The organism is Brevundimonas sp. GCM10030266 (genome assembly GCF_042666595.1).
Classification (GTDB): domain Bacteria; phylum Pseudomonadota; class Alphaproteobacteria; order Caulobacterales; family Caulobacteraceae; genus Brevundimonas.
Window position 1 is genome coordinate 284546 of sequence record NZ_JBHTCY010000003.1, and the last position, 13644, is coordinate 298189.

General features: G+C 67.8%; 16 protein-coding genes and 1 riboswitch. Of the genes, 10 read left to right on the top strand and 6 right to left on the bottom strand.

Features of this window, described 5'->3' with window-relative positions:
- The 10 genes from argS (at position 1) to ACFQQC_RS11230 (ending at position 10163) form a co-directional block, all read left to right on the top strand.
- On the top strand, positions 1 to 1803 hold the full coding sequence (gene argS, locus ACFQQC_RS11185) for an arginine--tRNA ligase (RefSeq protein WP_376862473.1): 1803 nt from the start codon (positions 1 to 3) through the stop codon (positions 1801 to 1803).
- Between the two features lie 29 nt (positions 1804 to 1832).
- A complete protein-coding gene (locus tag ACFQQC_RS11190; RefSeq protein ID WP_376862474.1) occupies positions 1833 to 2846 on the top strand; it encodes an adenosine deaminase in 1014 nt (337 codons plus the stop codon).
- Positions 2843 to 3154: a hypothetical protein gene (locus ACFQQC_RS11195; RefSeq protein ID WP_376862475.1), complete on the top strand. Its 312-nt coding sequence runs from the start codon at positions 2843 to 2845 to the stop codon at positions 3152 to 3154. Before ACFQQC_RS11190 ends, ACFQQC_RS11195 begins: the two co-directional genes overlap by 4 nt.
- 108 nt (positions 3155 to 3262) lie before the next feature.
- The gene (locus tag ACFQQC_RS11200) at positions 3263 to 3724 is read left to right on the top strand and encodes a peptidase S1 (RefSeq protein ID WP_376862476.1); all 462 of its coding nucleotides are present in this window, start codon (positions 3263 to 3265) and stop codon (positions 3722 to 3724) included.
- Between the two features lie 117 nt (positions 3725 to 3841).
- Positions 3842 to 3940: riboswitch (glycine riboswitch) on the top strand.
- Positions 3941 to 4084: 144 nt separating this feature from the next.
- On the top strand, positions 4085 to 5197 hold the full coding sequence (gene gcvT / locus ACFQQC_RS11205; protein WP_376862477.1) for a glycine cleavage system aminomethyltransferase GcvT: 1113 nt from the start codon (positions 4085 to 4087) through the stop codon (positions 5195 to 5197).
- A 10-nt stretch (positions 5198 to 5207) separates the two neighbouring features.
- Positions 5208 to 5573 (top strand): glycine cleavage system protein GcvH, encoded by a 366-nt coding sequence (gene gcvH / locus ACFQQC_RS11210; RefSeq protein WP_376862478.1) that lies wholly within the window; start codon positions 5208 to 5210, stop codon positions 5571 to 5573.
- A gap of 69 nt (positions 5574 to 5642) precedes the next feature.
- Positions 5643 to 6989, top strand: a complete 1347-nt coding sequence (gcvPA, locus tag ACFQQC_RS11215; protein WP_376862479.1) for an aminomethyl-transferring glycine dehydrogenase subunit GcvPA — start codon at positions 5643 to 5645, stop codon at positions 6987 to 6989.
- Between the two features lie 14 nt (positions 6990 to 7003).
- Complete coding sequence (gene gcvPB, locus ACFQQC_RS11220) at positions 7004 to 8584, top strand: aminomethyl-transferring glycine dehydrogenase subunit GcvPB (protein ID WP_376862480.1); 1581 nt, start codon at positions 7004 to 7006, stop codon at positions 8582 to 8584.
- 70 nt (positions 8585 to 8654) lie between these two features.
- Positions 8655 to 9476: an SDR family oxidoreductase gene (locus ACFQQC_RS11225; RefSeq protein ID WP_376862481.1), complete on the top strand. Its 822-nt coding sequence runs from the start codon at positions 8655 to 8657 to the stop codon at positions 9474 to 9476.
- Positions 9477 to 9692: 216 nt separating this feature from the next.
- Positions 9693 to 10163, top strand: a complete 471-nt coding sequence (locus tag ACFQQC_RS11230) for a DUF6789 family protein (RefSeq protein WP_376862482.1) — start codon at positions 9693 to 9695, stop codon at positions 10161 to 10163.
- Between the two features lie 65 nt (positions 10164 to 10228).
- Here ACFQQC_RS11230 and ACFQQC_RS11235 read toward each other — a convergent pair whose 3' ends face one another.
- The 6 genes from ACFQQC_RS11235 to ACFQQC_RS11260 all read right to left on the bottom strand — a co-directional run bounded on the left by ACFQQC_RS11235 (position 10229) and on the right by ACFQQC_RS11260 (position 13584).
- Positions 10229 to 10744 carry a F0F1 ATP synthase subunit B gene (locus ACFQQC_RS11235; RefSeq protein WP_376862483.1) on the bottom strand — a complete coding sequence of 172 codons (516 nt, stop codon included), beginning with the start codon at positions 10742 to 10744 and terminating at the stop codon, positions 10229 to 10231.
- The gene (locus ACFQQC_RS11240; protein WP_376862484.1) at positions 10744 to 11307 is read right to left on the bottom strand and encodes a hypothetical protein; all 564 of its coding nucleotides are present in this window, start codon (positions 11305 to 11307) and stop codon (positions 10744 to 10746) included. Before ACFQQC_RS11240 ends, ACFQQC_RS11235 begins: the two co-directional genes overlap by 1 nt.
- 78 nt (positions 11308 to 11385) lie before the next feature.
- On the bottom strand, positions 11386 to 11610 hold the full coding sequence (locus ACFQQC_RS11245; protein WP_201099132.1) for a F0F1 ATP synthase subunit C: 225 nt from the start codon (positions 11608 to 11610) through the stop codon (positions 11386 to 11388).
- Positions 11611 to 11663: 53 nt separating this feature from the next.
- Positions 11664 to 12458 (bottom strand): F0F1 ATP synthase subunit A, encoded by a 795-nt coding sequence (locus ACFQQC_RS11250; protein ID WP_376862485.1) that lies wholly within the window; start codon positions 12456 to 12458, stop codon positions 11664 to 11666.
- Between the two features lie 4 nt (positions 12459 to 12462).
- The gene (locus ACFQQC_RS11255) at positions 12463 to 12825 is read right to left on the bottom strand and encodes an AtpZ/AtpI family protein (RefSeq protein WP_376862486.1); all 363 of its coding nucleotides are present in this window, start codon (positions 12823 to 12825) and stop codon (positions 12463 to 12465) included.
- A 411-nt stretch (positions 12826 to 13236) separates the two neighbouring features.
- Positions 13237 to 13584, bottom strand: a complete 348-nt coding sequence (locus ACFQQC_RS11260; RefSeq protein WP_376862487.1) for a hypothetical protein — start codon at positions 13582 to 13584, stop codon at positions 13237 to 13239.
- Positions 13585 to 13644: the final 60 nt, after the last annotated feature.

Genomic DNA, 13644 nt, shown 5'->3' on the forward strand with positions numbered 1-13644 from the left:
ATGACCGATCTCAAGACGGAACTGGGCGAAGCGGTCGGGGCCGCCTTCGCCGCCGAAGGCGTGGACGCGTCGCTGGCCCGCGTGACGGTCTCGGACCGGCCGGATCTGGCTGACTTCCAGTCCAACGGCGCCCTGGCCGCCGCCAAGGCGCTGAAAGCCAACCCGCGCGAACTGGCGGGCAAGGTCGCCGCACGGCTGGAGAACGACCCGCGGTTCGCCTCGGTCGAAGTGGCCGGTCCCGGCTTCATCAATCTGAAGATCGCGGACGCCACTCTGGCGAAGCGCGCCGGCGAAGTGGCCGCCGACGCCGCCCATGCCGGCGCCGCTGTCGTCACCGACGCCCGCAAGGTGGTGATCGACTACGGCGGTCCGAACGTGGCCAAGCCGATGCACGTCGGCCACCTGCGCAGCGCCATCATCGGCGAGAGCCTGAAGCGCCTGTTCCGCTTCCGCGGTGACACGGTTATCGGCGACGCCCACTTCGGCGACTGGGGCTTCCAGATGGGCCTGCTGATCGTCGCCTGCGGCGATGAGAATCTGGCTGACGCCTTCATGGCCGAGGGCGACGGTCCCTTCCCGGCCGAGAGCCCGGTCTCGCTGGCCGATCTGGACCGGCTGTATCCGCTAGCCGCCGGCAAGGCCAAGGAAGACCCGGCCTTCCGCGACCGCGCCCGCAAGGCGACGGCCGAACTGCAGAACGGCCGCCCCGGCTATCGCGCGCTGTGGCAGCATTTCGTGGCCGTCAGCCGCGAGGCGCTCAAGCGCGAATACGGCGACCTGTCGGTCGATTTCGACCTGTGGAACGGCGAGAGCGACGCCGATCCGGTGATGGCCGAGATGCTGGCGCATCTGAAGGACACGGGCCTGCTGGTCGCCGATGACGGCGCTCAGGTGGTTCACGTCGCCCGTCCCGGCGAGACGCGCAAGAAGAAGCTGGCCGACGGCTCGGTGATCGAGGCCCCGTCGCCCCCGCCCCTGCTGGTGATCAGCTCGGAAGGGTCGGCCATGTACGGCACGACCGACCTGGCCACGATTCTCGACCGCAAGAAGGCCATCAGCCCGGACCTGGCCCTGTACGTCGTCGACGAGCGTCAGGCCGAGCATTTCGAGCAGGTGTTCCGCGCCGCCTATCTGGCCGGCTACGCCGCCGAGAAGTCGCTGGAGCACCTCGGCTTCGGCACGATGAACGGCCAGGATGGCAAGCCCTTCAAGACCCGCGCGGGCGGCGTGCTGAAGCTGCGTGACCTGATCGATCAGGCGACCGAGAAGGCGCGCGAGCGCCTGCACGAGGCGAAGCTGGGCGACGACCTGTCGCCGGAAGAGTTCGAGGCTATCGCCCACAAGGTGGCCATCGCGGCCCTGAAGTTCTCGGACCTGTCGAACGCCCGGACCACCAGCTACGTCTTCGACCTCGACCGCTTCATGAGCTTCGAGGGCAAGGCTGGTCCGTACCTGCTGTTCCAAGCCGTCCGCATCAAGTCGATGCTACGCAAGGCGGCCGAGCAGGGTCTGGCGCCCGGCGCCATCATCATCGCCGAACCGGCGGAGCGCGATCTGGCCCTGACGCTGGACGCCTTCTCGCAGGCGACGGTCGAGGCCTACGACAAGCGCATGCCGCACGTCGTGGCCGAGCACGCCTACCGGCTGGCCCAGTCGTTCTCGAAATTCTACGCGGCCTGCCCGGTGCTGATCGCGCCGGACGAAGCGACCAAGGCCTCGCGTCTGGCCCTGTCGAAGGCGGCTCTGGATCAGCTGGTCATCGCCCTGACCCTGCTGGGAATCGACACGCCGGAGCGGATGTAGGTTAAGCTTCTCCCGCAAGGAGAAGTCCCATGTCGCTCGACGCCTACATCGCCGGCCTGCCCAAGGCCGAACTGCACCTGCACATCGAGGGCTCGCTGGAGCCCGAGCTGATGTTCGAGCTGGCGCAGCGCAACGGCGTCTCAATCCCGTTCGACAGCGTCGAGGCCGTGCGCGCGGCCTACGATTTTTCGAACCTGCAGGACTTCCTCGACATCTATTACGCCGGGGCCAATGTCCTGCTGACGCGCAAGGACTTCGAGGATCTGGCCTTCGCCTATTTCCAGCGGGCGGCGGCGGACAATGTGCGCCACGCCGAGATCTTCTTCGATCCCCAGACCCACACCGATCGCGGCGTCGAGTTCGGCGTCGTCGTCGAGGGCCTGATCGCGGGCATGGACCGCGCCAAGGCGGAGCTGGGCGTCACCTCCGGCCTGATCCTGAGCTTCCTGCGCCACCTGACGGAAGAAGAGGCCTTCGCCACCCTGGAGATGGCCAAGCCGTACCTGCACCATTTCATCGGGGTCGGGCTGGACTCGTCCGAGGTCGGGCATCCGCCGTCGAAATTCCAGCGCGTCTTCGCCGCCGCCCGCGAGTTGGGCCTGAAGCTGTGCGCCCATGCCGGTGAAGAGGGCCCGCCCGCCTATGTGCATGAGGCGCTGGACCTGCTGCACATCGACCGCATGGACCACGGCAACCGCTCGATGGAGGACGAGAGCCTGATCCAGCGGTTGGCGAAGGAGCAGATGACCCTGACCGTCTGCCCCCTGTCGAACCTGAAGCTCTGCGTGGTGAAGGACCTGAAGGACCATCCGGTCCCCGAGATGCTGCGCCGGGGCCTGCATGTGACCCTGAACTCGGACGATCCGGCCTATTTCGGCGGCTATGTGAACGCCAACTACGCCCGGCTGGCCGAAGCCGTGGGCCTGACCCGCGCGCAGGTGACGCAGATGGCGATCAACAGCTTCGAGGGGAGCTTCCTCAGCGAAGCGGACAAGGCCGAACGGATCGCCGAGGTCGAGGCCTGGGCGGCGCGGGCGGCGTGACCCACCTGCTGTCGATCATCGTCTGGACCTTCTTCGGCGCGGGCGCGGCAAACGTGATCGCCTTCGCCGGGGCCGTTATCGAAGCGTCACGCCTCAAGGCCGAAGGTCGGGGCGGCGAAGGCCCCGTCATCCTGTCCTCGCTGTGGGATCCGTTCGGAGCCCGCTTCATTCAGGACGTCTACACAGACCGCCACCGCGACTACGACAGCGCCTTCATCAGCCTTTGCATCCGGGTCATTCGGGTGGCCACTCCCCTGATGTTCGGTCTCGGCCTGACCTTGATCGTGCTGTCGTTCACGGCCCCATGACGCGCCAAGCGTCGCCATTCATTTGAAGTTCAGAAACCAACGGTCATGTGTTCGCCACCGGACACACCGGAAGTCGCGGCCTGTTCGCCGCCTGTACTGGGGACATCAATGATCAAACGCCTTTCCGCGCTCGCTCTCGCCTGCGCCCTGACCACCACCGCCATGCCCGCCGCCGCGCAGGACTCGTCGCAGACTCCGAACTTCGGCTCGGCGCGCCTGTCGGCCGGTTTCACGCCGGACCCCTATTCGGTTGATGTGGTCGCGGGCGGCAGCATCGACGCTTCGCGTCTGGGCAACGGCTGCGTCGGCAAGATCAGCAGCGCGCCGGACTTCAAGCTGACCTACACCGCCGGCAGCCTGCCGCTGGTCTTCCGCACCCGCTCGGGCGAGGACACCACCCTGGTCATCAACGGCGCGGACGGTCGCTTCTACTGCGATGACGACAGCTACGGCGACGGCGACGCCGAGGTGCGCTTCAACAGCCCGCGCAGCGGTGTCTACGATGTCTGGATCGGCACCTACGGCGACAGCCCGGCGCGCGGCGCCCTGCTGATCACCGAGACGCCGTAAGCCGACGTTCGGGATCGTGATCCTGAAAGAAGCCCCCGGCCCCGCGCCGGGGGCTTTTTGCTGTGCGCCGAACGCACGCTGCCGCTTGACTTGGAACCGGAGTCGGGGTCTTGGAACCCTGCTCTCGCGGGAGAGATCGAGGCCCCGAAAACGGGCTTCGGAGCCGAAGGCGCAACCGCCCCGGAAACGCTCAGGCAAAAGGACCGCGAGGGCGCACGGACGCTGGAAAGCAGGCTTATGGCCTCGCCGACGGAGCAAGGCGCCTCATTGAGGTCGCCGGAATCTCTCAGGCTTCAGGACAGCGGGGGCGCGAGGACGGCGGAGCTTCCGCCAAAATACGCGACCGCGAGAGTCTGGACCATGACCGATCAAGCCCTGAAGACCACGCCCCTGAACGCCGCGCACCGCGCCCTTGGGGCCCGCATGGTCAGTTTCGGCGGCTATGACATGCCGGTCCAGTACGAGGGCGTGCTGGCCGAGCACCGCTGGACCCGCGAGCACGCCGGCCTGTTCGACGTCTCCCACATGGGCCAGTGCAAGATCACCGGCGAGGACGCCATCGCCCAGTTCGAGCGCTTCGTGCCCGGCGACTATGCGATCCTGAAAGCCGGCAAGCAGAAATACTCGCTGCTGCTCAACAAGGACGGCGGCATCATCGACGACCTGATGGCCGGCAAGCCGGACCACGACGGCCTGTTCGTCGTCGTCAACGCCGGCAACAAGGACGAGGACTTCGCCTTCTGGCAGGCCAACCTCGAGGGCGATGCCAAGCTGACGGTGCTGGACCGCGCCCTGATCGCCATCCAGGGCCCCGAGGCCGCCGAGGTCATGGTCAAGCATGACCCGCTGTTCGGCGATTTCGGCTTCATGGACTGCGCCCGGGTGATGATCTTCGGCGTGGACTGCTACGTCTCGCGCTCGGGCTACACCGGCGAGGACGGTTACGAGATCTCGGTCCCGGCCGACCAGGCCGAGCGCATCTGGAACCTGCTGCTGGAAGACGCCCGCGTGAAGCCGATCGGCCTGGGCGCCCGCGACAGCCTGCGCCTCGAGGCCGGCCTGCCGCTGCACGGCCACGACATCGATCCGACCACCAGCCCCGTGGAAGGCGCCCTGACCTTCGCCCTGTCCAAGTCGCGCAAGGAGCGGGCCGACTTCGCCGGCGCCGAGCGCATCCTGAAGGAGCTGGCCGAGGGCCCGAGTCGCGTCCGCGTCGGCCTGAGCGTCAAGGAAGGCGCCCCGGCCCGTGAAGGCGCCGAGATCGCCGACGCCGACGGAAACGTCATCGGCAAGGTCACTTCGGGCGGCCCCTCGCCGACCCTGGGCCGCAACATCGCCATGGGCTATGTGCCGCCGGCCTTCGCCGAACTGGGCACGGACCTGAAGGTCATCGTGCGCGGCAAGGCCGCCGCCGCCGAAGTCATCGCCATGCCGTTCGTGGCGCAACGCTATTACCGCAAACCCAAGGCCTGAGGATCAGACCATGAAGTTCACCAAGGATCACGAGTGGGTCAGCCTGGACGGTGACATCGCCACCGTCGGCATCTCCAAGCACGCCGCCGACGCCCTGGGCGACGTGGTGTTCGTCGAGACCCCGGAAGCCGGCAAAGCCGTCTCGGTCGGCGACAGCTTCGCCGTCGTGGAATCGGTCAAGGCCGCCTCGGACGTCTACGCCCCGGTCTCGGGCGAGGTGATCGAGGGCAACGCCGCCTTGGCCTCGGCCCCGGAAACCGTCAACACCGATCCGGAAGGCGAAGGCTGGTTCGCCAAGATCAAGGTCTCGGACGCCTCGCAGCTGGACGCCCTGATGGATCGCGCCGCCTACGACGCCTACCTCGCCACCCAGTAACTAATGTTTCGGCCCGCTGATTAAGAGTCAGTGGGCCGTCTCGGCCGCCTCCCCGGCCAGGAGCCACCCATGCGCTACCTCCCCCTCACGCCCGATGACCGTACGGCGATGCTCGCCGCCATCGGCGCGAAATCCATCGACGACCTGTTCGTGGACGTGCCCGCCAGCGCTCGTCTGGATGGCCCGGTGGATCTGCCGCGCGTGGCGGGCGAACTGGAGGTCGAGCGCGCCCTGTCGGCCATGGCGGCGAAGAACGCCACCGCAGGGACCGTCCCCTTTTTCTGCGGCGCCGGCGCCTACAAGCACCACGTTCCGGCCACCGTGGACCACATCATCCAGCGGTCGGAATTCCTGACCAGCTACACCCCCTATCAGCCGGAAATCGCCCAGGGCACGCTGCAGTACCTGTACGAGTTCCAGACGCAGGTCGCGAACCTGACCGGCATGCCGGTGGCCAACGCCAGCCTCTATGACGGCTCGACCGCCATGGCCGAGGGTGTGCTGATGGCGACCCGCGTGACCCGCCGCAACAAGGCAATCATCTCGGGCGGCGTCCACCCCCACTACGTCAAGGCGACCGAGACCGTGGTCCACGCCGTCGGCGTCGAGACGCTGGCCCTGCCGGCCGCCGTCGACGCCGAGGCCGCCGTGATCGACCAGATCGGTCCCGACACCGCCTGCGTCGTCGTCCAGACCCCGAACGTCTTCGGCACCGCCACCGACGTGACGAAGATCGCCGAAGCCGCCCACGCCGCCGGCGCCCTGCTGATCGTCGTGGTGACGGAAGCCGTGTCGATGGGCCTGCTGAAGTCGCCCGGCGAAATGGGCGCCGACATCGTCGCGGCCGAGGGCCAATCGATCGGCAACGCCCTGAACTTCGGCGGCCCCTACGTTGGCCTGTTCGCCACGCGCGAGAAGCTGATCCGCCAGATGCCCGGCCGCCTGACCGGCGAGACCGTGGACGCCGACGGAGAGCGCGGCTTCGTCCTGACCCTGTCGACCCGCGAGCAGCACATCCGTCGCGACAAGGCCACGTCGAACATCTGCACCAACTCGGGCTTGTGCACCCTGGCCTTCACCATCCACATGAGCCTGCTGGGCGAGACGGGCCTGCGCAAACTGGCCCTGCTGAACCACGAGAAGGCCGTCGCCACGCGTGACGCGCTGGCCGCCATTCCCGGCGTCGAGGTTCTGACCCCGCGCTTCTTCAACGAGTTCGCGATCAAGCTGCCGAAGCCGGCGGCCGAGGTGGTCGACACCCTGGCCGCCCATCACCTGCTGGCGGGCGTGCCCTACAGCCGTCTGGCCCCGGACGCCGGCATGGACGACGTCCTGCTGGTCGCGGCGACCGAGACCACCCTGGACACTGACATCACCCTGCTGGCCAAGGCGCTCGGCAAGGTTCTGGCGGCCTGAGCGGAGACAAGACGATGAGCACCATGAACACCGTCGGCCGCCCGACCACGCCGAACGAAGTCACGACCCAAGGCTCTGGCAAGCCCGCCACCCTGACCGGCGGTCGCGGCCTGCTGCAGAACGAAGCCCTGATCTTCGAGGGCGATGGCTGGGGCAAGACCGGCGTCGACCTGCCGGAGCCCAAGGGTTCGGCCTCGGACCTCGGCGATCTGGTCCGCAAGGACCCGATCGGCCTGCCCGGCCTGTCGGAGCCGGAAGCCATGCGCCACTATGTGCGCCTGTCGCAGAAGAACCACGCCATCGACCTGGCCATCTATCCGCTGGGTTCGTGCACGATGAAGCACAACCCGCGCCTGAACGAGAAGATGGCGCGCCTGCCGGGCTTCTCGGACATCCACCCGCTGCAACCCATGTCGACCGTGCAGGGCGCGCTGGAGCTGATGGATCAACTGTCTCACTGGCTGAAGACCCTGACCGGCATGCCCGCCGTCGCCCTGTCGCCCAAGGCCGGCGCCCACGGTGAACTGTGCGGCCTGATGGCCATTCGCGCCGCCCATGAGGCCAAGGGCGAAGGCGACGTGCGCAAGAAGGTTCTGGTTCCGACCAGCGCCCACGGCACCAACCCCGCCACCGCCGCCTTCGTCGGCTATTCGGTCGTCGAGGTCGCCCAGACCGACGACGGCCGCGTGGACGTGGCTGATCTGGCCTCGAAGCTGGGCCCGGACGTCGCCGCCATCATGGTGACCAACCCCAACACCTGCGGCCTGTTCGAGCGCGACATCGTCGAGATCGCCCGACTGACGCACGAGGCCGGCGCCTACTTCTACTGCGACGGCGCCAACTTCAACGCCATTGTCGGCCGGGTTCGTCCGGGCGACCTGGGCGTCGACGCCATGCACATCAACCTGCACAAGACCTTCTCGACGCCGCACGGCGGCGGCGGTCCGGGCGCCGGTCCGGTGGTGTTGTCGGAAGCCCTGGCGCCCTTCGCGCCCGCTCCGTGGGTCGTCCACGACGCTGACGGCTATCGTCTGGTCGAGCGCGAGGAAGACGAGGCCGCCCAAGCCTTCGGCCGCCTGTGCGCCTTCCAGGGCCAGATGGGCATGTATGTCCGCGCCCTGTCGTACATGATGAGCCACGGTTCGGACGGCCTGCGCCAGGTCGCCGAGGACGCGGTGTTGAACGCCAACTACATCAAGGCCCGCCTGCAGGACCTGATGAGCCCGGCCTTCCCCGACGGTCCCTGCATGCACGAGGCCCTGTTCGACGACGAATGGCTGAAGGGCACGGACATCACCACGCTCGACTTCGCCAAGGCGATGATCGACGAGGGCTTCCACCCGATGACCATGTATTTCCCGCTGGTCGTCCACGGCGCCATGCTGATCGAGCCGACCGAGACCGAGTCCAAGGCCGAACTGGACCGCTTCATCGAGGCCATGCGCCTGCTGGCCGGCGCCGCCAAGGCTGGTGATGTGGACCGCTTCAAGGGCGCGCCCTTCCACGCCCCGCTGCGTCGTCTGGACGAGACCCGCGCCGCCCGCTCGCCGGTGCTGCGCTGGACCGCCCCGGAAGGCTCCAACCAGGCGGCCTGATACCCTGTGTCGCCCCTTCCCCGATGGGGAGGGGGCTGACGCTTCAGCGACGGCGCACTAGGTGTATCCGATGCGCTGGACGACTGATGACATCCCCGACCTCACCGGCAAGCTGGCCGTCGTCACAGGCGCGACCGGCGGGCTGGGGTGGGAAACCGCGCTGGCGCTGGCCGGCAAGGGCGCGGAGGTGGTGCTGGCGGGTCGCAACCCGGCCAAGGGCGCCGACGCCCTCGCCCGTATTCGCGGCGCCTTCCCGGACGCCCTGCTCCGCTTCGAGCCCGTTGATCTGGCCAGCCTCACCGACGTCGCCGCCTTCGCCGACCGGATGCTGGCGGCGGGCCGGCCCATCGACATCCTGATCAACAACGCCGGCGTCATGGCCCTGCCCAGGCGCCAGACGACGGTGGACGGGCATGAGATGCAGCTGGGGACCAACTACCTGTCCCACTTCGCCCTGACGGCCCGCCTGCTGCCTTCGTTGATCGCCGGGAAGGCCCGGGTGGTTCAACTGGCCAGCATCGCCCACAAGGGCGGGCGGATCCGACTGGACGACCTGAACTACACCCAGGGCTATCGCGCCTGGCCGGTGTACCAGCAGTCGAAGCTGGCCATGCTGATGTTCGCTCTCGAGTTGCAGCGGCGCAGCGATGCGCAGGGCTGGGGCCTGACCAGCGTCGCGGCCCACCCGGGCTTCGCGCGCACCGATCTGATCGCCAATGGCCCGGCGCAGGGCGGCGGCAGCCTGTTCGGGGCCGTGACCCGGGCGCTGGAGGGCCTTGTCAGCCACTCCGCGTCGGACGGGGCGCTGCCCATACTCATGGCCGCCACGGCTCCGGATGTGACCCCCGGCGGCTATTACGGGCCGCTGGGCTTCATGGACCTGAAGGGCTAGCCCGGCGTCGCCGCCGTCCGCCCGCAGGCGCTGGACAGGGCCGTTGCGAGCGCCCTCTGGGACCGGTCAGAGCAGCTGACCGGCGTCGCCTTCCCCGCCCCCTGATCCTCCCGCACCTGCGAAGCACGTCAAAGTGAACGCCGGTCTGCACAGGAGGCGTATGCTTTCCCTCGCGTTATCAAGAACCGAAACAGGCGTTGGGAGGCGCTGCTGGTCATGATGTCACGCGTACAAAAGGGTCTGGTCGCGGGTTTTGCGGCCACCGTCGTGGTCTCGATCATCGAGGCCATCAACACGACCGTCGGCCACTGGGCGGTCAGTTTCCCGCAGCTTCTGTCGGTCATGTTCGGGGCCCAGGATACCCCGGCGATCGGCTGGGTCGCCCATATGGCGGCCGGCACCCTGGTGCTGGGGCCGCTGTTCGGCATCCTGTGCCCCAGACTGCCGACGGACACGCCCGAGTCGAAGGGCATCCTGTTCGCCGTGGGGGCCTTCATCCTGATGGGGCTGTTCCTGGCGCCGATGATGAACGTCGGCATGTTCTTCATGCGCGCCGGTTTCGGCACCCTGGCCTGGATGATCGCCAGCCATGCGATCTTCGGCATCGTGCTCGGCAACGTCTACGGACGGCTGGTGCGGCGCGAGAAGAGGCTGGCCCATCCGGTCGGCGCCGCAGCCGCGCACTGAACAAGAAGGAGGCCCCGCCGGATCACTCCAGCGGGGCCTTTGTTCTTTGGAGCTGATCCCGGGGATCAGTTCAGCCGCGTGCCCAGCTGGGCGATGGCGGCGTCGAGGAGCGGGTCGCTCTTCTGGCCGGCCACGCGGGCGGTCAGGATCTGTTCGGCGGCCTTGGCGGCCAGATCGGTGGCGGCGGCCTTCACCTCGGCGGTGGCTTGCGCCTCGGCCTGTTCGATGCGGCGTTCGGCCAGCGCCTGACGGCGAACCATGGCCTCTTCCAGCTTGACCTTGGCTTCGGCTTCGAGGCGACGGGCGTCGTCCTCGGCGGCCTTCAGCATGGCGGCGGCCTGGGCCTCGGCCTCGGCCTTCTCGGCGCGGATTTCAGCCAGCAGGGCCTCGGCTTCGGCGCGCAGACGGGCGGCCTCGTCCAGCTCGGCCTGGATCTTGGCGGCCTTGGCGTCCAGGGCGCCGGCGACCAGCTTGGGCACGCCGGCCCAGATCACGATGCCGATGAAGAGCAGCAGGCCGATAGCAACCCAGAGCTCCGGGTTGTCGAAGCTGTACATATGCGGGTCGAGGAAGTGGGGCATCAGGCGGCTCCCTTGACGGCGGCGGCGACCTCGGCGGCCGTCGGGGCCTTGCCGGTCAGGCGCTCGACGATGGCCGAAGCGGTGTCATTGGCGATCGTGCCGACATTGGTCATGGCGGCGTCGCGGGTCTTGGCGATGGCGGCCTCGGCCCCGGCGATGCGGGCCGCGACGGCGGCTTCCTCGGTCGCCTTGCGGGCGGCGGCCTCTTCGGCGATGCGGGTGGCGGCGGCCTGGGCGGTAGCACGGCTTTCGGCGCGGGCCCGGGCGACGTCAGCCTTGGCGGCCTCGGCCTGGGCGGCGGCTTCAGCCTGCACCTGACGGGCGGTGGCCACAGCGCCGGAAATGGTGTCAGCCCGTTCGTCCATCACGCGGCGGATGCGCGGCGCGAAGACCTTGCTGATCAGCAGGTACAGGACGGCGAACAGGATCAGCAGGTAGGCGATCTGCCCGAACCAGTGCTGGGTTTCGAACTGCGGCAGGCCGCCGCTTTCGCCGCCGTGGGCCGGAGCCTCGGTCGTCGCGTGAGCGTCGGCGTGCGGGTCAATTGGGGTGGGAGCGGCCATGGCGTCCGTTCTACGGAGAAATTAGCAGAACAGCGGCGCCCTCCGGTCGGGAGGACGCCGCCGTCGGGTAGGCGGGTCTTACGAGTTCAGGATCAGGATGCCCAGAACGAAGGCCAGGATGCCCAGGGCTTCAGCCAGGGCGGCGCCGACGAACAGGTTGCCGACTTGCGAGCCGGCAGCCGACGGGTTGCGCAGGGCGCCGTTCAGGAAGTTGGCGAAGATGTTGCCCACGCCGATGGCCGAACCGATCATGCCGAGGGTGGCCAGGCCGGCGCCGATGTACTTGGCGGCTTCAGCTTCCATTGCTGTGTATCCTTAGTTTGAAGTCAGGGTTGAGACAGAACTGGTCCAGAGCCTTAGTGGCCATGACCCAGGTTGACCACATCATTGAGATAGATGGCGGCCAGAACGGCGAACACGAAGGCCTGCAGGAAGGCCACGAGGAACTCGAGGGCGGTCAGGGCGACGACCCCGACCATCGACAGGGCTGCGATCGGCAGGGCGAAGAGGCCCAGGCTGGCGCCGGTGAACGCCATGGCGCCCAGCGAAACGACGAAGCCGGCGAAGATCTTCAGGGCCACGTGACCGCCCAGCATGTTGCCGAACAGACGCAGGGCCAGGGTGACCGGGCGCAGCAGGAAGGACAGGAACTCGATGGCGCCCACGACCGGGCGCAGCACCAGCGGCGCGGCCGACGGCCAGAACAGGCTGAAGAAGCCGAAGCCGTGCTTGGCGAAGCCGACGATCAGGACCAGCAGGATGGTCAGCACGGCGAAGGTGCAGGTGACGGCCAGCTGCGAGGTCGCGGTGAAGGTCAGGAACATCCCCAGCAGGTTCATGCCCAGGATCAGGGTGAACAGGGTGAAGACGAACGGGAAATATTTGCGGCCTTCGTGACCGATGATGGAGTCCGTGACCCCGTCGATCATGCCGAAGAGCTGCTCGCCGGCGGCCTGCAGGCGACCCGGAACGACCTTGGCGTTCGAGGTGACGAGGGTCAGGAAGCCGACCACCATCAGGAAGGCCAGCGTCATGGCGACGTGCGAATTGGTCACGGCGAGATGCACCGTGCCGACGACCGGCAGGGTGACTTCACCGAAGTCCAGACCCGGAAGGGCGTGAATCTCGAACTGTTCGATCGGATCGGCCACGGGCCTATCGCTCCTCGTCCTCATCGTCGAACGGAATGGATTTGGGCTCCACGCCGTCCGCCTTCGCCTGCGCCATCAGCCGGTCAGCTGTGCGGCGCGCCATGTAAATCGACAACGCGAAGCCCAGAAGGACCCCGCTGATAATCCCCCAGGGTTTGGTCGCGAACAGCCAGTCCACGCCAAAACCCAGCGCCAGTCCCACGAAGACGCCGCCGAGCAGGTCGGCGACCACCTTCCACGCCTGGTTGGCCACCGCCATGCCCGCCATCTCCTGAGAGGTCGGCGGGGCGGTCCTTTGCTCCAGACTGGATGCGCTCTTGGTGAGACGAGCGATCGCCTCTTCGCGCGATTCCGGTGGCAGGGACATGGTGGCCTCAGCGCTCCTTGATCCGTCTGTGGACGAACGCCGGAGGGGGTCTGAATTCGGCGCGGAACCTATAGGCGACACCCCCGCAGGTCAAGGCGGCTTGGGATTGCCTCAGAGCGTTGAAATTCCGCACGATTATTTCCCGTATAACAAGGCGTGGCGAACGGTCGCTGCAGCGGGGCGGGATTCGAGGGAAGCGGGGCTGGATCGGGGTGCGGGGTGCGGGGTGCGGGGTGTGGGCAGCAGGCAGTAGGCGGCAGCAGGTTGAGCTTCGCGCTCTCGCGCGCCGCTGGATCCCCGGTCTCGCTGCGCTCGCCGGAGGATGACGAAAGCAAACGGGAGGGCGTGCATCGTCCCTGGAGGGGCGCTGGGGCGGTGAGTTGGTGTGCGGATGTGGGTTCTGGAGCAGTTTCACCATCGTCGGAGCCGTTCGCGGAAGGTGCGGCGGCGGTTGGTTTCCGGGGCGACGGGCGGCAGCGAGGCGTCGCGCGTATTTTCCGCGGCGGCGGAAAAATTCGGGTGCGAACAGTGCGGATGGGTTCGGCAAAGGCTGTCGTCGAAGATCCATTTCCCCGCTTTGCCGGCCTCGATGCGGGCGGCGAAACGCAGGGCGCGCAGGCATTTGACGGTCACACACTGGAAAAGGCGGACGCGGCGCGTGTCGCGCTGACGGCGGGCGAGGGCCTGCTGCGTCCGGGCGAAGCGGAGCTTGTCCCGGAGGTCGGCGCACTGGTTATGGAAGCGGGCGGCGAGGTCCATCAGGACAGGATCGCATGCCGGTGCGTCAGTATTGGACGTATGGCGCGGGTGGTGGTGATC

Excerpts from the sequence above, each read along its gene's own strand:
- ACFQQC_RS11255 (WP_376862486.1), bottom strand. The coding sequence starts at position 12,825 with ATGTCCCTGCCACCGGAATCGCGCGAAGAGGCGATCGCTCGTCTCACC.
- gcvT (WP_376862477.1), top strand. The coding sequence starts at position 4,085 with ATGACCGATCAAGCCCTGAAGACCACGCCCCTGAACGCCGCGCACCGC.
- ACFQQC_RS11190 (WP_376862474.1), top strand. The coding sequence starts at position 1,833 with ATGTCGCTCGACGCCTACATCGCCGGCCTGCCCAAGGCCGAACTGCAC.
- gcvPB (WP_376862480.1), top strand. The coding sequence starts at position 7,004 with ATGAGCACCATGAACACCGTCGGCCGCCCGACCACGCCGAACGAAGTC.
- ACFQQC_RS11225 (WP_376862481.1), top strand. The coding sequence starts at position 8,655 with ATGCGCTGGACGACTGATGACATCCCCGACCTCACCGGCAAGCTGGCC.
- gcvH (WP_376862478.1), top strand. The coding sequence starts at position 5,208 with ATGAAGTTCACCAAGGATCACGAGTGGGTCAGCCTGGACGGTGACATC.
- ACFQQC_RS11245 (WP_201099132.1), bottom strand. The coding sequence starts at position 11,610 with ATGGAAGCTGAAGCCGCCAAGTACATCGGCGCCGGCCTGGCCACCCTC.
- ACFQQC_RS11235 (WP_376862483.1), bottom strand. The coding sequence starts at position 10,744 with ATGCCCCACTTCCTCGACCCGCATATGTACAGCTTCGACAACCCGGAG.
- ACFQQC_RS11240 (WP_376862484.1), bottom strand. The coding sequence starts at position 11,307 with ATGGCCGCTCCCACCCCAATTGACCCGCACGCCGACGCTCACGCGACG.
- ACFQQC_RS11200 (WP_376862476.1), top strand. The coding sequence starts at position 3,263 with ATGATCAAACGCCTTTCCGCGCTCGCTCTCGCCTGCGCCCTGACCACC.
- ACFQQC_RS11260 (WP_376862487.1), bottom strand. The coding sequence starts at position 13,584 with ATGGACCTCGCCGCCCGCTTCCATAACCAGTGCGCCGACCTCCGGGAC.
- gcvPA (WP_376862479.1), top strand. The coding sequence starts at position 5,643 with ATGCGCTACCTCCCCCTCACGCCCGATGACCGTACGGCGATGCTCGCC.
- ACFQQC_RS11230 (WP_376862482.1), top strand. The coding sequence starts at position 9,693 with ATGATGTCACGCGTACAAAAGGGTCTGGTCGCGGGTTTTGCGGCCACC.
- argS (WP_376862473.1), top strand. The coding sequence starts at position 1 with ATGACCGATCTCAAGACGGAACTGGGCGAAGCGGTCGGGGCCGCCTTC.